This window comes from Sphaerospermopsis sp. LEGE 00249, assembly GCF_014299995.1.
Taxonomy (GTDB): Bacteria; Cyanobacteriota; Cyanobacteriia; order Cyanobacteriales; family Nostocaceae; genus Sphaerospermopsis; species Sphaerospermopsis kisseleviana.
Genome location: NZ_JACJUZ010000009.1, coordinates 73,639 through 95,010, shown reverse-complemented (window position 1 = coordinate 95,010; position 21,372 = coordinate 73,639). Strand labels below are relative to the sequence as shown.

15 protein-coding genes are annotated in these 21,372 nt (G+C 34.5%); 8 read left to right on the top strand and 7 right to left on the bottom strand.

The genetic code is table 11. The features are described from left to right. Nucleotides 1-55: IS630 transposase-related protein (locus tag H5968_RS26050; protein WP_370569746.1), on the bottom strand; the 55-nt coding region annotated here is incomplete at its 3' end. 54 nt (nt 56-109) lie between these two features. Further along, entirely contained in the window at nt 110-2,827 is a 2,718-nt protein-coding gene (locus H5968_RS05395; RefSeq protein WP_187039094.1) for a caspase family protein, read from the bottom strand. Nucleotides 2,828-2,947: 120 nt separating this feature from the next. On the opposite strand from H5968_RS05395, the gene H5968_RS05390 reads away from it, so the two are divergent. Beyond that, nucleotides 2,948-3,331 carry a CU044_2847 family protein gene (locus H5968_RS05390; protein WP_187039093.1) on the top strand — a complete coding sequence of 128 codons (384 nt, stop codon included), beginning with the start codon at nt 2,948-2,950 and terminating at the stop codon, nt 3,329-3,331. A 219-nt stretch (nt 3,332-3,550) separates the two neighbouring features. Next, nucleotides 3,551-4,849, top strand: a complete 1,299-nt coding sequence (locus tag H5968_RS05385; protein WP_187039092.1) for an ABC transporter ATP-binding protein — start codon at nt 3,551-3,553, stop codon at nt 4,847-4,849. A 129-nt stretch (nt 4,850-4,978) separates the two neighbouring features. Here H5968_RS05385 and H5968_RS05380 read toward each other — a convergent pair whose 3' ends face one another. From H5968_RS05380 to H5968_RS05370, 3 genes are all read right to left on the bottom strand, one after another. Next, on the bottom strand, nt 4,979-5,365 hold the full coding sequence (locus H5968_RS05380; RefSeq protein WP_187039091.1) for a HetP family heterocyst commitment protein: 387 nt from the start codon (nt 5,363-5,365) through the stop codon (nt 4,979-4,981). A 313-nt stretch (nt 5,366-5,678) separates the two neighbouring features. Next, nucleotides 5,679-6,251 carry a hypothetical protein gene (locus H5968_RS05375; protein ID WP_187039090.1) on the bottom strand — a complete coding sequence of 191 codons (573 nt, stop codon included), beginning with the start codon at nt 6,249-6,251 and terminating at the stop codon, nt 5,679-5,681. 2,007 nt (nt 6,252-8,258) lie between these two features. Next, nucleotides 8,259-10,634 carry a GH116 family glycosyl hydrolase gene (locus tag H5968_RS05370; protein WP_187039089.1) on the bottom strand — a complete coding sequence of 792 codons (2,376 nt, stop codon included), beginning with the start codon at nt 10,632-10,634 and terminating at the stop codon, nt 8,259-8,261. Between the two features lie 290 nt (nt 10,635-10,924). Here H5968_RS05370 and H5968_RS05365 point away from each other — a divergent pair, with 290 nt between their 5' ends. From H5968_RS05365 to H5968_RS05340, 6 genes are all read left to right on the top strand, one after another. Next, nucleotides 10,925-11,170 carry a type II toxin-antitoxin system HicB family antitoxin gene (locus tag H5968_RS05365; protein WP_187039088.1) on the top strand — a complete coding sequence of 82 codons (246 nt, stop codon included), beginning with the start codon at nt 10,925-10,927 and terminating at the stop codon, nt 11,168-11,170. Nucleotide 11,171: 1 nt separating this feature from the next. Continuing rightward, nucleotides 11,172-11,390, top strand: coding sequence for a type II toxin-antitoxin system HicA family toxin (locus H5968_RS05360; RefSeq protein ID WP_187039087.1), 219 nt, complete (start codon nt 11,172-11,174; stop codon nt 11,388-11,390). A 409-nt stretch (nt 11,391-11,799) separates the two neighbouring features. Next, nucleotides 11,800-12,948 (top strand): vWA domain-containing protein, encoded by a 1,149-nt coding sequence (locus H5968_RS05355; protein WP_187039086.1) that lies wholly within the window; start codon nt 11,800-11,802, stop codon nt 12,946-12,948. Nucleotides 12,949-12,965: 17 nt separating this feature from the next. Further along, complete coding sequence (locus H5968_RS05350) at nt 12,966-16,226, top strand: tubulin-like doman-containing protein (RefSeq protein ID WP_187039085.1); 3,261 nt, start codon at nt 12,966-12,968, stop codon at nt 16,224-16,226. 176 nt (nt 16,227-16,402) lie between these two features. Continuing rightward, nucleotides 16,403-18,655: a hypothetical protein gene (locus tag H5968_RS25500; protein ID WP_255427053.1), complete on the top strand. Its 2,253-nt coding sequence runs from the start codon at nt 16,403-16,405 to the stop codon at nt 18,653-18,655. 54 nt (nt 18,656-18,709) lie between these two features. Next, the gene (locus H5968_RS05340; RefSeq protein WP_096570723.1) at nt 18,710-19,471 is read left to right on the top strand and encodes a flagellar motor protein; all 762 of its coding nucleotides are present in this window, start codon (nt 18,710-18,712) and stop codon (nt 19,469-19,471) included. Between the two features lie 86 nt (nt 19,472-19,557). Here H5968_RS05340 and H5968_RS05335 read toward each other — a convergent pair whose 3' ends face one another. Continuing rightward, nucleotides 19,558-20,361 carry a Uma2 family endonuclease gene (locus H5968_RS05335; protein WP_187039084.1) on the bottom strand — a complete coding sequence of 268 codons (804 nt, stop codon included), beginning with the start codon at nt 20,359-20,361 and terminating at the stop codon, nt 19,558-19,560. Between the two features lie 243 nt (nt 20,362-20,604). Further along, a complete protein-coding gene (locus tag H5968_RS05330; RefSeq protein ID WP_187039083.1) occupies nt 20,605-21,261 on the bottom strand; it encodes a Uma2 family endonuclease in 657 nt (218 codons plus the stop codon). Nucleotides 21,262-21,372 lie beyond the last annotated feature (111 nt).

Sequence of the window (21,372 nt, the reverse complement as noted above, 5' to 3'; positions counted from 1 at the left end):
CACCATTTTCTATATAATCTATTACTTTTTGTCTTAAATCTAAACTATAAGCCATGATTTCTACTCCCATACCTTCTCTCTTCAATCTTATACTCTTTTTGTCTCATTCTTAAGTTAAACTACTATAAAATTCATTTATTTGATTTATCTTCCTGTTTTTTGCGTCTATTTCCCATAGCTTGACATATCCATCGTAACTTGTGGAAACTATAATGGTTTTTTCATCATTATGATTAAAGTTAATACTAGATATTTCATCTGATTGAACAGGAGATGTAGCTAATAATTCTCCTTTCATACTCCATACTTTTATAGTTTTATCTGCACCAGCAGAAACTATAGTTTGTCCATCTTGACTAACTTTTACATCCCAAATAGTTCCTTGATGACCTTCTAATCTATTTCGCTCTTTAACTCCATATACTATAGTTTTAATGTTATCTCTGATTTTGTTGTTTTCGATATCTTTGAAACTAATTTTGTTTAATTTATCTAATGTTGTAATACTTTTGAGTAAAGCTCCAAGTTGATCATGTTTATCTGATTTAGCTTGATTCAGTAAACTTACAACAGAAAATAACACTTCCTGTTCTTTTTGTTGATTAATTCTATATGAAAACAATCCCAAAGATGCAGCAAATATTAATAATCCACTTGTAATTATAGTGAGTTTTTTTTGATATTGTGCTACCTTAAGTTGAATTTCTGCGAATTTTTTAAGTTGCCTTTCTTGCTCTAATTCCCGTTCAATTCTAGCAATAGTTTCCTTTTGCTCTTTATCCCTTTTTTCTATACTCTTACTAATATACTCCTCCTCTTGAGCAGGGAGTTTTTGTAAACTTCTCTTTTTCCATTCTTCAATAGCAGCTAATCTCGCACCTGTAAGTAAAGCATCATCAGATTTATGGTAAATTTCTTGCCATTCTCGACAAGAACTTTCTATACTTTGAGTTAAACGAATATCATCCCGACTTTCTGCGATCCAATCTTTTAATAAAGACCATTCGCTAAATAAAGCTTCGTGTGCAACTTCTATGGTTTTTTCAGTGGTGACAATTAAACGCGCTGCTACTAAACGATTAATGAGATTATTCAATTGTGATTCAGAAACAGCTATATCTCTTAATCTTTCCCAAGTTGCTCGTTTTCTGGTAACTTCTTTACCTTCTCCTAAATGTACCAACTCCATCACAAATAAACGCCGAATAAACGTTTTATCATCTTCAGAAGTTAGACTATTGTAAAAACGATTTGCTCTTTTTTCTAATGCACCTTTGACTTCACCAATTTTCTGATAAGCTGCAAAAGTTAACTGAGGATGTTCGTGAGATTCATCTTTTAAACAAACATCCCATAATTCCTTTAAAGCATATTGCATTAATGGTAATGCACCTGGTTGTTGAGCTACATCATGAATAATTTTCGATACTAACCCAGATTCAAAGCTAACACCATGTAATTGAGCAGGTTTTTCAATCGCATTCTCTAATTCCTTTAGAGAGAGAGGTTGTACAAGATAAGATGTTACTTGATCTTGATTAATTAAATTTGCTGCATCGGCATATTCAGCGCATTTATCTAGAAAATCTCCCCGAATGGCGATAATTACACGAGTTTGTTTTTCTTGATTTTTTACTTCTTCAAAAATTAATTTAATAACCCTTTTTCTTTCTTCTTCATCTTGGGTAAGGGTAAAAACTTCTTCAAATTGGTCAATAAATAAGATATAAGGTTGATTGCCTGGATGATGATCTAAAATTTCATTTAATTTATCAAGAGGATTATAGCCAGGTGTGAAAATTTCTATTTGCCAGTTACCACTACCAGCAAAATAATTATTCCTTAGTTCTGGTAATAACCCTGCTTTTACTAAAGAAGATTTACCACATCCAGAAGCACCAATTACAGCTACAAACCGAGAAGATTTGAGACGATCTAATAATGCTCTGACTGCGGTTTCTCTGCCGTGAAATAGTGCTGCTTGCTCTAATTCAAAGGACTTTAATCCTAAATATGGGTTTTCTAGATTTAGAGGAGTTTCAAGATTTTCTACATCATTTTCTTTGGGAGGATAGGTTAATAATTGAATTGACTTTCCCCAACCAAAACGAATTGCTTCTTGAACTGATCCATGTAACTCTCGACTGATAGCATCAAATAGGCGATCGCCTGTAATCCATCTTTTAGAATCAGCATTTTGTTCTGAAAGTGCTTGAATCAAAGCACCTGTAAAAACACTGTGAGATTCACCTTTAATAATTTTTCCTTGTTCAAACTCCCGACAACCTGCAAGTAGATAATAATCTTGTTTAGCACTAAAGGTAAAACTACTTTCTAATAACTCCCTTTTAATCAAATATCCACTGTGACAACAATCTAAAATTACAACTAAATTACTTAAATCACAATTACAAATTTCTTCATTCAGTTTGCTAAAGGGAATACCATTTTTTTGTCCAATAATCCGACTACCATCTCTTTCTACTTGACAATCTGATGCTGCTAAAAAACCTTCAGGTCTTCCCAAATAAGGTTTAACTTCAATTCCATGTCCAGTAAAATAAATCAGTGCTTCGCTATCTTTTGCTTGTTCTGATAAAAACTCCTTTAATTGTTGCATTACTGAGATTCCCGTCACTGCTTGATTTACCATTCCAGGATGGTTATTGTTCTCGATATGACAACGATAAGGATAACGTCTCACTTGTTGAAAATTGCCGTATTTTTCTAATATTTGGGCAATCGTTTCCGCATCATTGGTTGGTGTCGGCAGTTGGCTTAAGTAACTATACTGAGAAATACCAATTACAAGTGCATATCGAGTCATAGAGAAAAAATATCTAGTTGCAGTTGACAAGTATCTCGATTTAAGATGTCATATATACCAATAGGATAACGGTTATTGAGCAAAAAACTGTTAAAACTTTAGAAAAAGTAAACATTATCTATGTCAGAATCGCAACTAGAAATTCTCCGGTTTGAAGAAAATGGAGAATCTTATGAAATCTATATTCAGTCAAAAGGTAAAGAAGAAGTTTCTCTACCTAGCCCAGTTTATGATTATGACACGGGTGAAATTGGCATGGGAGACAATCCCGCACTGGTGAAATTGCAACAAGCGAAAAAAATGATGCGGGGTTATGCGATGTACGCTATCAGTGCTTTTAAGGATTTTGGGGCAGCAGAAATTGAGGAAGTAACCTTAAAATTTGGGATGAAAATAGGTGGTAAAGCTGGCATTCCTTTTATTACAGAAGGTAGTGCTGAAAGTAATTTGGAAATAGAGGTAAAGTGTAAAATTCCTCCTAAAAACACTAATTTACCTGGATAGAATCCTTGGGGCTGACTGAATATAGTGATATGTTGGGACTTTAAAATAAATTTAGCTGTTGAATCTGTACTGGTATTGTCCAAAATTTTGCCCCTTTGGAACAAACACAAGAGAACCTGTTGTAGAAGCTTACTCCTGGTTTCATCAAGGAATACTATACTGCTAGAGAGGTGGGAAAGTCCCGCTTGTACAGATAAATCACTATTAAAGTAATTACCTGTGGCACAAGTTGTATTAGAAAACGTTTATAAAAGTTTCCCTCCCCGGAAGGGGGAAAGTGTGAAGACACAGCAGTCATCACCAGAAAAAGAGGGTGCAGATAGTATTAATGTCCTCAGACGCATTAATTTAACCATTGCTGATGGTGAATTTATGGTGTTGGTGGGACCTTCTGGTTGTGGTAAAAGTACCTTGCTGCGGCTAATAGCAGGGTTAGAGGTGATGACTGGGGGTAATATTTGGGTGGGCGATAGCACCAGCACGCCCGCAGGGCTTCGCCTAATTAATGACTTACCCCCCAAAGCGCGAGATATTGCAATGGTGTTCCAAAATTACGCCCTTTACCCCCACATGAGTGTTTATGACAACATTGCTTTTGGGTTACGTCGTCGTTTGGGAAATGGTGAAACAATTTCTACCCGTAATTTTCGTACATGGGGAGAAAATCTACTTGTGGGAGTGACTAAAAAACTACCCAAAGGACTGCGTTATCTTTCTCCAAAAGAACGCACAATAGAACAACAAGTGCTGAATGTTGCCCAATTATTACAAATTGAAAATTTATTAAATCGCCTACCTAAACAGTTATCAGGAGGACAAAGACAAAGGGTAGCATTAGGGAGAGCGATCGCCCGAAATCCTCAAGTATTTTTAATGGATGAACCCTTATCTAATTTAGATGCTAAATTACGGGCAGAAACCCGCACCCAAATTGTTAAATTACAGCGTCAGTTGGGGACAACGACAATTTACGTTACCCATGATCAAACTGAAGCTATGACAATGGGCGATCGCATTGCCATCATGTATGGGGGACAAATTCAACAAGTCGCCCCTCCTTTAGAACTATATAATTATCCTGCTAACCGCTTTGTAGCTGAATTTATTGGTTCACCACCAATGAATTTTATCCCAGTAGAATTTCATGCACCTTTATTAATTACCCATACTAATTTTCGCTTTACCCTCCCAGATGTATGGGGAAAAGCATTACAAAAATACGATGGACAAACTCTAATTTTAGGTATTCGTCCAGAACACTTCATGTTAAGTGTACCAGCTACCAAAAATTTACCAGTTAAAGTAGATTTAGTAGAGAATTTAGGAAACGATAGTTTTCTTGCTGTAAGAATATATGACCCTGATTCACCAAATACAGATGGTCAAACTTTACAAGTACGAGTTCCTCCAGATAGATTTATCAGTTTGGGTGAGCAACTTTGGTTATCATTAGTTTCTGAAAAACTCCACTTTTTTGACCCAGAAACCGATTTAGCCATATTTCCCAAAGGTAGGTAATAGATGACTGGTGACTGGTGACTAGGGAAACAGGAAATATTTATCTTTCTCCTGCCTCCTGCCTCCTGCCTCCTGACTCCTGACTCCTTGAACTTCGATTCTGAGATTATTAACTATCATCATTATCGGTTATGCCGATTTCTTATCCCTATGGCTATTACGGACTTCTACTTTTTGCTTACCAGCAACTTCCAGATAAGCTAAATCTTTAATTTTCTTGCTCAAGCTGCTAGGTGCTACATGACTCTCTGACCTTTTCTCTGTTGGTGATGGAGCAATTTTCAAATTTTCATTCTGTTGAGGGTTAGACCGACTATTGCGAGAGTTTTCTTTGAGTAGTCGGTTATAAGTACGGTAAGGAATGTAATGCAAAGGATTGTAACCAACAAACCGCAACATTAACACACAAGCCCAAGAATACTTACCAGCGAGAATTGCTTCTATTACTTGGTCAAACTGTTCAGGATTGATTTTTTTGTCAGGGAGTCCACTATTTCCAGAAATGTCTTGATTCATAGTACGTTTGAGTTTTATTTCAATGAGGTAAATTGTCAAGTTTCTTCGAGTGTTATTGTCAAGTGCTATTTACAACTGCAATACACAAACTGCAATACACAAACTGCAATATCAGTTCACCACACCAACATTTACCAGTTGATCGCAGGAAGTGATATCGTACCTTCACCCAGTAATTTTGGTTTGGTTGATGACTATTTGTGAAACAGTTGTTGAATTAATTACAGGAATATATTGGTAATAGACCAGTAGCAAATGTTGAAAAATATAGATTCACCTTTTCCACAGGCACATCCAGAAATTTTACAACTTCTCAGCAGTTCCCGTAATTAAAAGCAAAAAAGCTATTCCTAAAACTGCTCTGTTGTGTTCGCTGCATCCAGATACTGTGAAGCAAAGTTTTAGTTTTGGCAATTTTTACTGCTAACTGGTTCGTTGTCTGTAGGTTTGGGAGCAACTTCCATAAACTAACTTTCAAAACTAAGCTGCTTGGGGTTGCTTGTTCTGCTCTAGCTTTTATCTTCCCCAGTGTCTTAGTTATTAAAGTTGTGATTTGCGTTGTGATTTGCTTTCCTGGGATGTTATTGACTTGTGCTATCTTGCCTATACACTCCCACATCACAACTCTGGGTAAAAAATCTAATTTCTTCTCCCAAACTACATCAACAAAGGCTGAAAGTGCTTTATTCTCCCAGGATGTTGACTTGTTGCTTTTATTTTTAATTAATACGTCACTACTTTGGGGTAGGACTGATAAATTTACCGTTGGTGAAAGTACGAGACTTTCCCCGGATGCCTGACGAAAATGTAAATCAGAGCGTTGTATCCCTAAATTACCTCGTGGGCTTGGTGTTTCGACTGCATTTGACCTGATGATTTGTTTCATGACCTGACCTGTGATTGAAAACCTGACTGTTTTTAATCAAGTCTGTTTGCTGCTTTGCTGTATTGACCCTGTTGTACAGTTTTGTAACCTCGTCGCTGTGGTTGCTGGTGAAAGCAACTGCTATTGGTTACTTGTGTTCTGTGATTTTTGCTGACTCCTGAAAGAAAGGAAAAAATTTACCATCTTTCTGTAATTCAGCGGGTTTAGTAGATGCAGTTGTGTCTTCTAAAAATTCCACAAGCTGTAATTCAATAGATGTTCCCTGAATATTATTGTATAACTAGCCGCCGAAAATTATTAAGTCTTTTCAGTAAAGTTTCATAATTTTCCAGTCAGCTAAGAAGAGCATTCATATTGCCTTCTTAAAAGCTACATTCGTATTTATACTATTTTTTTTCTTTAATGTCATCTGCCACTTTGGCAGTCTTATAAGTTAAATTTACTGAATATCTCAGAATGTTCATTTAGGCAATGTGCAACTTTCACTTTTGTCCCATTTTTGTCAAAAAAATGGGGGGTAACACCCCTCATTTTATGAGGGTATCAAAGTTGATTATCTTGATTTTTCTGCCAATTCTTACTATTAACTAAATTTAAAAACCTTTATAAATTAAGCATTCTAGAGAATTTTGTCAAAAAACAATACCGGATTTTTCATCAATTTCACTCTAGAAGTTTAGTGATTATATATTGTTATATGTTTTTCTTTTAGGTCTGATGGGAGAATCATTAGGGTTACACTTATTCTTAATGGCGGCTGGTAAATACATAGTAATAATTGTATATCAATAAGTCCGATCTTCTAAAAATTAAGTTGTTGTTGATACTATTTTATGATATACTACATTTATCGTCTTTATCACACAAAGTTACACATAAAAAAACACCCATAAGCGGGTGTGTTAAGAGAAAAAGTAATATATTAAACCTGCATTTAATCATGTAATCAAACCGCTCAATATAAATTAAGCGTCATCAGAGAATTGTGAATTTAGCTGAGTAAAAATTTTGAGTTTTTGTGAAGTCAAGTAACTCAGTTGCTAGGGAGAAAAATTATCATGTCAATTTTATTATGTGTAAATGTAAATCGTTAATTATGATGAGTTTGTGTTTTAGAGATTCTGAAAAATTGATACTTATGTGATTCAGTAGGTGAATTTGGTGATATACAAATTTTGAGATTTGGGCAGTAATTCACATTGGTTTTTACTTGCCAATCAGAAACCAAAGAGCTATAATATAAATCCCTAGCACTGGAACTCTTTTTTTATGAGTAACGGTGCAGTTGGTTGTAAACCTGAAACAATCAAAATCGTTGCTGCTGCTTTTGCTGACCCTACATTGACCTAGATTTTGTTTTGTACTAAATTTTGTACTACCTGGCTGGTGTTCAGTCAAGGTTCAACAACACAATTAAGCGCATAACCTCATAGCATCTGACATGAGAGTAACTTTTATATTCTGAATGCCAGCTAATTCTATCAGGGTGAGGTAGGTTTTACGGTTTTTATATTGAATGTTCATTTTTCCAATGTTCCTGGAGATAAGTTTTAAGTGGGTTGTCCTCGATGCTTCAAAGTGAATTTTGAATTATTTATGTATCCTTTGGCACAAAAATGTTCGCATTCTGAGAAAAAGAGTAGTTATCTATAGACTTTGTTGATGAAACAGGTGTTCATTGCGTATTTTCAAACATGGGTATAGGGGTTGAGAACTTTCAACTATTACTATTACTGTTTTTTTCTCAGGATTCCGGAAATAACCAGAAAATAAAATCACATTTCTGCTGATACATTTTTTAACTATAAAAGATGTTTATTTACGACAAATCTTAAAAAAATCTAAAATTTTTACGTAAAGTTCTGCATAAGTGCTTGAGCGAAATGTTACCAAAGGATATGGGGAGGTGGGGTGATGGGGAGGGAAATAAATTCTTCCTTCTTCTTTCTCAACTCCTATTATCTTCTTACTGTCACCTGTCACCTGTCACCTATTCCCTCTTATACATTATTTAAAGCATAGGTAAACTGCCCAGATAGCCATTGCCCGTAAATACGTACTAGCGCGAAAAGTACCTGCTGCGGTGATAGCTTCCGGGGTGCGGAACTGTAACCCGTTTTCGTAAACTTGTTTAACCACCGCTTCAGTTAAACGCAAACCTTCATTTTTCATCCCCATCTGTAACAAAAATGCAGCTAAACCAAAATTAATACCTGTCCAAACTTCTAGGGGATGGGTAGCGTTGGGGTTTTCTGGTGAACCATCGGGAAGGACACCGTTTGCAGCGCCAAATTTTCCATTTTGGAACTTGAGGAAACAAGCATTATATATATTAGTCAAAGCAGAAAGGGCGTTATCAGTGGGTACAATATCTGGTAAACTAAGCAAACGAGCATAAAATTGCCCACATAATTGATCAGCCATTACCACATTAGAACCGCTTTCACTATCTAAACGGTAAAACTGACCATTCCACAGTTTTTCTTGATAAATTGGTTGTGATTGATTTAACCAAGTTTGATAGATTGATTTTTGGGAAGTTGTGTTTTTATGATCTTTGAGAATATCACAAATAGCGATCGCACTTTCTAACGCTGCTAACCACAAACCACCACAATAAGCACTAACACCATTTAACCGCCAATCGTCAAAAGTTTGATCAGGTGCGCCAGAATTTTCTGGTATACCATCTCCATCTAAATCAAATTGTTTCACATAATCCAAAGTTTGCACAATTGCATCCCAACATTCTGCGAGAAATTCGATATCATTTGCACCAGTAAATAGAAAATCGCGGTATACTTGCAAGACAAAATCACAACCTAAATCTTTCCATAAATTGCAATCTTGATAAGCAGTATAATTGGTTTTTTCCCAAACCCACTCATTAGGTGCGCCTAAGTCGTGAGGTGTAGCACCTGCTACTTTACGGATAGCTTGGGGACTTTCAGCGTTGATGGTGAGATAATAACCGATAATTCTAGTTCTATCATCACTTTGGGGAATTGCTCTAGCAAAGGCACGTATTACGGCTTTTTCTAGTTCTGGGAATAACATTAATAACCCGAAAGAACCGTATAACCGCACATCTAAACTTTCATACCAGCGGTAATCTAAACATTCTAACACTGCAAATTGACCGATGGGGTCTTTTTCCGTTGCTGCACTCCAGAGAGTACCCCCACTAGTTAAGTCGTAGAGTTCGTTAAATAACGCCATTTTCAACCAGTCGGGTAAGTCTTCTCGGTTTAAAATAGGACTTTGCCAGTTTTGAATTTGCGATCGCCAATTATGATATTCTTTCAGTGCATGGGTAGCAATGTGCCAAGCATTATCACCACTACAACCAAAAAAGTCTGTATATCTGCGATAATAGTTTACACCTTCTGCAAATTCTGTCACCGGAAAATCCCAACTTAACACAAAAGGAACTTCTAAAGTTTCCCCTGGTTGTAAAGTGAAACGTACAGCAACAGCAGCACCTAAACGAGTATTTTCATCTGCGGGAGTTTCATCCAAATAATTAGCTAAAGAACCATCTTTACTAAAAGTCTGCCAAATTTCCTCACCATTTCCTATAGTGTTAAAACGGGAATGATAGAATAATTCAAATTGATCATTTTTAGCAGTAGCAATACACCAAGTTCCGTCACCTTCTTGGGGCGTTCCATTATTAGTAACTCGACCTAAAACACAACCTAAAAACTTATCATCTTCTGCTAACCAATTATAGTTATTTTTACTTTCTCCCCATTTTGGTTGATATTCATAAACAGGACTGCCATCATCTCTAATTTTCACATCAGGAGATTTTAAAACATTAGTAAACCAACCTGCCATATTTTCCCAAGTTAGCATTATACTAACAGTAATTGGTTGGTTAGTTGGGTTGTGTGCAGTCCATAGGAAAACCGCTACAGGATAACTGGTTTCTTGGTAATTATTAGCCCAGATAGGTGAAAATTGTTCACAGGTTAATTGAACTGGAAAAACATTTTCATAAACAAACCAACTGCGAGGATAAAGTGCATGATAATTTCCTGTGGTTTGGGTTGTGGTTGATGTGGGATAAAATTCCCAAGTTTGTAATGTGTTATCTTCTGGGGGTTGGGTAGATAATGCGTAGGTTTTGTCTGATGTAAAGATGCTAAATTGACAAGCAGGGACATTTTTAAATGTATGTTCTCCACCGTCAATGTGCCATAAATTGAAATCTCCGCGAGAGGAACGGCCGATACAACCTGCACCAAAACCACCTAATGGCATTCCGTGAAATGGTCCATCATCGAGGTTGCTGGGATAGCGGACGGTGTAGGGTTTTTCCCATCCTAAACCGATGGGGCGTTTCCAGGTATAGGGGGGTATTTGGGGGTGGGTGTTCATGGTTTTGAAAATTACGTTTTCGATGCTAATGCAGGTTAGCTGTTTATGTGGTTTTTTTCAAGTAGTTATGAGGTTGTTTTTTTTCACGCAGAGGCGCAGAGGCGCAGAGAGGAGGAGAGGGTTTTAATTTTTGGTTGAAAGGTTTTTATTAATTGATATTTTGTTAATAGTCTTGGTATGCTAAAATAAGTAAGATTTGTTTCTCAAGTGGCGAAAATATGGTTAACACTTACGATTAAGTTTTTAATATCGTTGATTGCGAAAATAATTAGTAAAGGAAATGGTAAATAATGCTGGCAAGTTATATTGATAAAGCAATAGAATTGGCGGTTTATGAAATTATTGAAGATGATGGTACTTATTGGGGTGAAATTCCGGGTTTACAGGGTGTATGGGCAAATTATAAAACTTTAGAAGGTTGTCGGCGTGAGTTAAGAGAGGCGTTAAGTGATTGGTTGGCTTTGCGTTTACGTTTGGGGTTAGATATTCCTGTAATTGAGGATATTAATTTAAATCAAATTACACAATCTGTATAAAATGCCTAGATTAACTCCTGTTTCTTGGAATGAGTTAGTAAAGCGTCTACGTGAGTTAGGTTTTGAAGGACCCTATGCTGGAGGGAAACATCCACAAATGCGACGGGGTGATTTAACTGTTATTATTCCTAACCCTCATGAGGGTGATATTAGTGTAGGTTTGTTATCCAGGTTATTACGACAGGCTGGAGTTTCTAGGGAAGAATGGTTAGGAGGATAGAATAATGTTGTTAATAATGTTAACAAAGATCCCCGACTTCTCAGTTTAATCTTAGGTAAATAATGTTAGTTTATCAAAGAAGTCGGGGATCTAAATGCAGGTTTAGCGATGTGGAAATAGTTACTAAAAATATTAATATAGGCAAAAATTCATGATATTTTTGTGCTACAGGTGTTAATATTTGATTATATCTGATTATATTTTTGTTATTTAAACCTAATACTAGAAAGAGTGCATATAATATTAAATTTTTGCATTTGCGGATTTATATGTATATAAATGTATGTATATTAAAAACAGTAAAAATACTATGATAAGACTTATCTTTTAAACTAGACTTACTATTTATTTGTAGTGTAATTTGTGATATAAAATTTATACATATACTATTTAATGAGTTATAGGGTTTGTGACTTTGACAAAAATTGCCCCTGGACAACCACTGACAGGCACACAAAAGGATGGTTTGCGGTTAGTGTCCCTCTTAGGAGGGGGTAAACGTGATGTTGTGTTGGCCATTGATGTAACGGAAAGTGTGGGTTTAAATGACCAAGGACGTATTCGGTTACGTCAAATAGTTGAAGACAGTCTCAAACCGGGAGATTCTGTTTATGTTGTTCCTTTTGCTCAAAATGTGGTTTCTGATGATGTGATTTCTCTAGAAAATCCATTGGGAACACCGATATATTTTAATCATAAAAATATAGAAAATATTAATAAAATTTTAGCGAAAATTCCGTTAAATTATGATCCAAATCGTTATGGTACAGATATTCAAAGGGCAGAGTTAACAGTATATCAAGGTATAGCACAGATTAATCAAAATCGGCTGACGAAAAATCAACCAATTAAACCCCAGTCGGTTGTTTGGGTTACTGATGCACCGTTATTTACAAAGCCAGGAATTACGTCAGAAGTTTGGATAGAAACCCCTCGTGATAGTCCGTTTAGAATTGCTACATCCCTGGAAAGTCAAGAAAGACAAAATTGGTTGAATACTTTGCCTTTAAAAGAGCGATCGCTTATCATTAAAAATCAAGATAATAAAGATTATACACTATCTGTAATAGACCTAAATCCTACGGTTCAAGAATTTTGTACACCAGCACCAGGAGGTCAAGAAACTTGTTTAGTTAATCCTTATTTGCTGAAACAGTTATGGCTACCCAGTTTCATTTTATTATTAATATTGGCTGCTGCCTGTTGGAGTACCTTCAAATTTGCCAAATTACAAAAAAAATGGGATGTGCGAGTCAAGTTTGAATCGAATGGAGAACATGAAGAACAAATATGTAGATTACCAAATAATAAAAAAATTGCAATTGGTGAATATGATCCTACCTGTGTAGATTCTATAGACTGTCCCAGTGGAGAATTACAAGCTTATTTAGAACGTAAAGGAGAAAAACTTTATCTAGTTCCTACATCAGATTCTAAGATTGAACTCAACAACAAAAAAGTAAAATCAAGAACTCTGATCACAAATTTTAACTTTACCTTAAATTGTCCAGATAAACGCCAGCGCGAACACGAAATAACCATCAAAATCAAAAAATAGTATTCAGGGTAAAAACTATGAATCAAGCAACAACAAACGAAACTCAATATAGAGGAATTAACCGTACAATTTGTATCGGTTTGGGTGGTACTGGTAGAGATGTTTTAATGCGAATTAGACGGTTAATTGTTGACCGTTATGGAGATTTAAATAATTTACCAATTGTCAGTTTTGTTCATATTGACACAGATAAAGCATCAACCCAAGTTACAGGTATTAGAACAGGAAGTAGCTATCATGGTGTGGATTTAAGTTTTAAAGAAGCTGAAAAAGTCAGTGCTACCATGTCATCGAAAGATGTCACCATGTTTGTGGACGGACTAGAACGACGTTCAGAATATAATAGTTACGGACCTTATGATCATATTGGGATCTGGTTCCCTCCTCAGTTATTGCGGAATATTAAAGCAGTGGAAGAGGGAGCAAAAGGTATTAGACCTGTAGGAAGATTAGCATTTTTTCACAACTATCAAAAGGTGAAAACAGCAATTGAAACAGCAGAAAGACGCACCAGAGGACACGAATCTTTATTACTAAAATCAGGTTTTAAAATAGAACCGGGATTAAGTATTTTTGTTGTTGGTTCTCTTTGTGGTGGTACGGGAAGCGGAATGTTTTTGGATGTTGCTTATAGTTTAAGAAATCTTTATGGGGATCAAGGCGCTCGCATTTTTGGCTATTTAGTAATTAGTCCAGAATTGTATGGTAATACTCCTAACATGAATGCTAATACTTATGCTGCATTAAAAGAATTAAACCATTACAGTAATCCTGGTACAGAATTTGCAGCTTGTTATGATATTGAGAATCTGTCCATTATTAAAGAAAAACGTCCACCTTTTGATTATGCTTATTTGCTATCTAATCAGACTGGTGGAGAATATGAAATACTCACCCAAGGTAAACTATGTAATGTGATTGCCCATAAAATAGCCTTAGAACTTTCTGGTGAACTTGGTTCAGTAGTTAAAGGAAATCGAGATAATTTTTTACAACACATAATTCAACCAGATAAACACCCCCGTCCTAATAGCCAAAGATACTTAACATTTGGACTTTCCGCCATTTATTTTCCCCGTGATACGATCATTCAAATAGCCTTAACTAAAGTCAGTTCAGAATTAGTTAGATTTTGGTTAAATGGTAAAGGTCAAAGTCCTGATCCTGTCAACTTACTTGAACAATTTTTGATTCAAAATCACTGGCAAAGTGATCTAGCAAAACGTGATGGATTAATTAATAAATTATCCGAGTCTGTAGAAGAATCTAGCAAGACTTTTAGTAATAGTTTGAAAACTTGGCAAACTAAATTATTAAAATTAATCTCTGAATGTAAAAATAAAGATGATCGGACAAATGTTAGGCAACAGTTAGCCACAGAATTTACTAAACAATTCCGTACTGTACAACCAGGAGAAACGGAAAGTATTCGTGGTTATTGGTTAACAAAATTAATTCAATCTGCCCCTAAAATTGCCAAAGAACTTAATACCAATATTGATGATTATTTGATTCAGCTACTTACACCCATAGAAGCTAAATTTTCTATTAGAAATACCCGTAATTGGTTAGAAGCACTGCAACATGAACTGCATAAATATCAACGAGATTTGCAAGAATCCATAACTGATTGTGGAGGAATGAAACGCATAGAAGATGTAGAAAGAAAATGGGATAATACTGACCAAATAATTGAAGAACTGGAAAATAAATTTATGCTGATTGGCAATTTAAAAAATAGCCAATTTCAAGATGAATCTAAAAAAGCTATTCAGGAAGTTTGTAAACTGATCAGGCATAATTTTGATTTAACAGTTTTACAAGAGACACTGAAAATAGTTAATCATTTACAAAAGCACATTCAAGAAAGAGAAAAACAAGTTGCGGCTTTTAGCAGTTTGATAGAAGACTTACAAAGTGCTTATGAAAAAGAGGAACGAGAATTAAAACAATTGAATTTTGATGAAATGAGTGGGGAGGCTATTTTTGATAGTGAAGATATAGAACTTTGCTATCAAACAATGTTACCGGAAAATGATCTGCGTTCTCAATTAGTATTAGCAAGTTCAGCGATTACCGAAGCAACTGGTAAAGATCCATCCTTGGCATTTTTACTCAATCGAGAAAGAGTTACATACTCTCAAATAAAACAGGAAATTGATCCCAAAGTTGTGAAAATATTTGCTTTTCGTGGTAGCAATATTGTTAATTCTGTGATTAAACGCTTCATGAAAAAATATTCTTCCTCCGCAGGTGCTACTCGGTTAACACAAATTATGCAGGAAGCTCAACCTTTACTGCGGTTAAATTTGAATGATCCTTATTTTCGAGATGATCCTGCTAAAAGTAGTAAATTAATAGGATATAAAGATACAGACGAATCAGATGTGACAGAATTTAAAAAACTGCTAACACAAGATTTAGGAATTTCCTCAAGTGTTTTAAAAGCAATACAAGCAGATGATGAAATTTTAATTGTCAATGAGTATGCAGGTTTTCCATTGAGATTAATTAGTAGTCTAGAAAGAATGCGAAACCCATATATCAGAGAACAAAATTCTGGTACATCTTTTTTACACAATGATGCTCGCACTTCTTTTTCTGATATCATTCCCCCTGATGCAAGAATAATTGAACAACTGGAGGATATTTTTTATCCCTGTTTAGCTTTGGAATTGTTAAACGAAAATCAGGAAAATCAGGAGGTAGAATTTCAACATTATGACTCTTTCCGAGATAGTTATTACACTGCTGCGGTGAGTGCAAATTGGATGCAAGCTTTAGAAGATTTAGCTAATAACCGCAATATGGCCAATACTTTACAAAAGATATTAGATGATGTAATTTCTGATATGCAAAATGATCCCACATTATGGGATAATGAATATCTACCTAAACTCAGGCAATTTCCAGATAAACTGAAAAAAATACCGGAAGATAGTCCTAATTTTCCCTATATCCAAAAAGTCTATGTTTCACCAGATAATATGCAACCTACAATTAAAGAGGGGGTAATAAATCGTTTTTGGAAGAAGATGGAAGCAATGTTTAAAAATAGAAATCAAAATTCACTTCCACCTAGAGATAAAATCGAAAATCAAAAAGCTCTTGTTGGGGAAATAGTAGCTAGTTCTCCTCTGGATAATTCTGATACTCAAAATCAAGATAAATTACGCTCAGAATTAGCGCGTTTAAAAGAGTTATTTGATAATAACTTGATTCCTCAAGAATATTATGAGATACAAATGCAAAAAATTCTTGACAAATATCTAACCTAAAATATATTGTTATGGGTAGTTCACATCTACCCACTTTTAACCATCTTTCCGCACTACCAAAGGTATTTTTTATGATTCCACCCCTACCACCTTATTTAATTTTTATCACTGTTGTTCTTGTGATTCTTCCATCTCTGGTAACTATTTTTCTTAGGATATCTCTTTACAAATATTTAATGGATTTGAGTAATAAAATTCAAAGATTGATTAAAAAACAAGCACCTGGGAAACGGTTAAAAATTATTGAAACATTAGAGGAGAGATTTAAACAAGCATCTCAACAATTAGAACAGGTAAATACAACAGCATTAATTGATCAAGTTTATAGTCAAGAAAAAATCAAGGGTTTCACCTGTGAACAAATAGATTATTTATGTCGCATCTTACCCAATTTATTGTTAGCATTTGGGTTACTGGGTACTTTTTTAGGTATTACTATTAATTTATCTACTCTCAGTCAAGCAATTAATCAAACTAATGCTAGTGATGTCAGTAATTTAGTTGCTGAATTAAAGAAACCATTAGAAGGAATGAGTATTGCTTTTACTACCAGTCTAACGGGATTATTATTTAGTGCTTTGTTAACGGTAGTCAATTTCATTTTTAATAGTGGACTTGCTAAATATCGTCTGCTTAGTTCTTTGGAAGATTATCTAGATAATATTTATTTTCCACAAGTGCAAGGTGATACTCGTCTTGATAGAATAGTTAATAGAATGGTAGATCAGCAGGATGAATTTTTAACAAATTTTGGTCGAGTAGTGCGCGAAGCGGTAGAAAAATCTATGGGTAAGGTAGCACAACAAATTGCTGATGGAAATAAACAAACTATGGATTTAGCTAGACGAGTTTATGAAAAATTTGATGCTGCTGCTGGAACTATTTCTGGTGCTGCGGATGAGTTTAAATATTCAATAAATAATTTGCAAGATTCGATGACGGAAATGCAACAAACATCCCAAGTTTTTAAAGATGCGGCTGAAAATTTTAATAAAAGTGATTTTCCTTTAAAGTTATCAAATGCTACAGAGCATTTAAGTAATACACAACAAAAATTTTCTGAATCTGCTGCAAGTTTGGCTGAAACAACTGATTTGATTATAAATTTGTTGGCACAAATGGAGAGTTTAAGTAATAATTTAATCAATTTAGGGGAGGATATTAAAGTTGTTAATCAAACTTCTGTTCAATTATTAGGGTTACATCAAAATAATCAAGTTCAGTTAAGTGAAATTATTCCTCAACTCCAACAAGGTGCTAATAGTTTATCTGAAGCTATGACTAAACTTGAGCAAGTAGAAATAAAAGTTAGTGATAAAGCTGATAGTTTAAGTCATGTAGATGTTTCACTAAATCAATTATTGGAATTTGTGAAATATAATGCAGAACTTGTTAAACATAATACGGAACAAATGAATTTAGCATTTGATAATTTAGGCGATCGCTTTATTTCTAACTTGTCTCAAGAACAAATCGCCCTGAATCAATTATTAGAGTCTCTCAAATACAATACAGAACAGATGAATTTAGCATTTGATAATTTAGGCGATCGCTTTATTTCTAACTTGTCTCAAGAACAAATCGCCCTGAATCAATTATTAGAGTCTCTCAAATACAATACAGAACAGATGAATTTAGCATTTGATAATTTAGGCGATCGCTTTATTTCTAACTTGTCTCAAGAACAAATCGCCCTGAATCAATTATTAGAGTCTCTCAAATACAATACAGAACAGATGAATTTAGCATTTGATAATTTAGGCGATCGCTTTATTTCTAACTTGTCTCAAGAACAAATCGCCCTGAATCAATTATTAGAGTCTCTCAAATACAATACAGAACAGATGAATTTAGCATTTGATAATTTAGGCGATCGCTTTATTTCTAACTTGTCTCAAGAACAAATCGCCCTGAATCAATTATTAGAGTCTCTCAAATACAATACAGAACAGATGAATTTAGCATTTGATAATTTAGGCGATCGCTTTATTTCTAACTTATCTCAAGAACAAATTGCTCTGAATCAATTATTAGAGTCTGTCAAATACAATACAGAACAGATGAATTTAGCATTTGATAATTTAGGCGATCGCTTTATTTCTCATCTTTCCCAAAACCTTGATCATAATCAACAGCAATTTCAGACTTTAATCAACAATCTTGAAGGATCTACTAATCAATTTAGCATGAAGATGGAGACTATTAAAGTAGATTTGATCAACCTATTAGAAAATAACAACACTCAATTAACTTCAGAATATCAAAAAGTAAATAATAATATCCTTCAGGGTATCAACAAGCAAACAAATATAAATGAACAAGCTTTAGAGATAATCATTAAAAATATTCAAGAATGTAATAAAAGTTTACAGGATACTAAAGTTTCTATCAACCAACTCAGACAGGTAATAAAGACACCTGAATCATGAATTTAAACCAAATAAGTTTATCAATATTGTTTTGTAATGTAAAAGCATGAAATTATGGCACGTCGTTCACGCTACACTGAATACAATGAAGAGTTAAACGTTTGGCAAGCATTTACTGATTTAATGTCCAATGCGTTTATGATCTTAGTGTTATTTTTATTTCTCACTATTATCATATCACAAATAACTAATGTTCAAAATAAACCTGATAAAAATTCAGTCAATTTACCTTTGAAAGTTAAAGATTTAGAAAGAGAAGTAGAGGAATTGAAACGAGAGTTAGATAATCAAAAACGCCTCACAGATGCACCACCAATCATAGTTATCAAAGATCAAGGTGATTATAGATTTGCGTTAGGTAGTGCAGAAATACCTCCTCAAATGTTAAGCTATATTTTCAGAGAAATAGTACCAGCAATAGAAAGTACCAGCAACAAATATGGTATTAACGTTGTGGAAATAATTGGACATACAGATGCTACACCTAATGGTAAAGCAAATAGTAATTTAGATGTCAATTTAGAAAAAGTAGTTAGTGGCACATTTCCAGTTACAAAACTTCAATCAGGTTCTAATGCTGATTTAGGTTTAATGCGTGCGTTATCAGTTGTGAAAATATTGCGTGATATTCAAAACAAACAAGGTAGATTAAAAGGTTTATCATTTCGTGCTTATTCTGCTGCACAATTAATATTACCAAATGGACAATTAGCAGAAATTGCACCTGTGAAAAATAAACAAGATGATCAAACAAGAAGAAGAATAGAAATTCGTTTTACTCGTTTAGGAGAAGAAAAGGAAGTAGGAAAAAAATAATATATCAGATGTTAAAGATCCCGGACTTCTTAATTTCATATTTTCTAAAAAATTATAATTAATCGCAGAAGTCGGGGATCTGAATTTTAATCTATATCAGGTTCTACACCTAAAGCACGCAGTTGGGCAATTAATTTTTCTTTTTTCTGTCTTTCCTGTTCTGCACGTTGTCTTTCTTGGTTTGCACGCTGTCTTTCTTGTTCCGCTTTTTCTCTTTCCTGTTCTGCGGGAGTTAATACCCAATTACCATTTTGATCATACCATCGTAACCAGGGCATTTGTACATTTTTATAACTCCCTTGCCAAATTCCTAAACCTAATTCTAACCCTGGAATCCAAGAACGAGAATTAGCATCTGAAGGTGTAGATCGCAAAGTTTCAATATAGCGATCGCCCCTTAATTCAAACATCCTAAATTCTGATTGATAACGATCAAATATCGCATAATAAGGTATTCTTAAAATCTTTTCATAAACTTCCCATTTACCAGGTGGTTTTTCCACATCTCGCAACATTTGACCTAAATCTTCTTTTTCTGTTCCTGGTGATAATAACTCTACCACAATATAAGGATTAACAGATTCTTGCCAAACAACATAACTTAACCGCAAGTCTCTTTTTTCATACAAATAAGGAACACCCACAACCGCAAACCAATCTGGGCGTTTATACCACAATGGATGACGAGAATCAAAATACAGATTTATGTCACTTCCTGTAAAAAGTTCCTCTTGTTTATAATGAGGAGGAAGAAATGTATCTGCTAATAATTGTGGTTGTAATAAATGAAATTGATCTGGCAAACCTTTCTCCTCTGGATCTTCGCTAGGCAGATCATACATTGTGGGTAATGTTTCTTTGGCCGCTAAGGGCGGATCGGTTTGATACATTTTTGAATATCCTCAATATCAAACTTATTCAAGTTAATTATACTACATATTTTATACTTTTACTATTTGGTGTAGTCTTATTTTATAAAATCTAAATATTCACAGACAATTTATAAATAACCATCCTATAAATCCTCTAAATCCTCAAATCCTGGACATCCTGATATGGCTACGCCACGCTTCGCTATCAGACAAAATAATTACGAATTATCCTGTAAATCCTTAAATCCCGGATATCCTGATTCAGACATTCTCTGATATTTGCGTTTTTATCCAACTTCTAAAATTCCTAATCATTGCCATTTCACCTATTTCTAAGCTAGAAGCTAAAAACTGAGGAACTTCTATATTTAAAGATAAATTAGCAAAGGTTGGTGAACTATTACCAGGAATATATTTACCATCAGCTAAACTATAAATTTGCATTACAGGTTCATCATAACGCCAAACTTCAGGAACACCTAAAGCTAAATAAATCGGTAATTTATCAATAGAAGAACTAGCATAATCAACTTCGATAACTAAATCAGGTGGGGGATCTTGGGTTAAATCTAAACTGGTTTTATTTCTCATGATTGGTTCATTTTGAATATAGAAACTAGAATCAGGTTCTACACCCCTAGCTAAATCTTCTCTTTTACAAGTTAATGAACCTGTGCTTTTAACGTTCAGATTTAACTCTTCAACTAAAGTATCAATGAGTTTTTCTATCAATCTTTTATTATGTTCATGGGGCATTAATGGAGTCATAATTTCTAAGATTCCCTGATTATAAGTAAACCTGTTATTGCGAGTATCACCTGTTTCTAATAAAATCCTTTCAAAAGTATTCCAGGAAATATTATGGAGGATGACGCTATTGGTGTGAGTGTCGCTGTGAGTAGGTGCTAGAGTTACCATATAAATTCACCTCGCATTGTTAATTATTCTATTATATCACTTTTATAATAACGATTTTTCTGGACTATTTTTAATAGTAATCCTGTAAATCCTCAAATCCTGGATATCCTA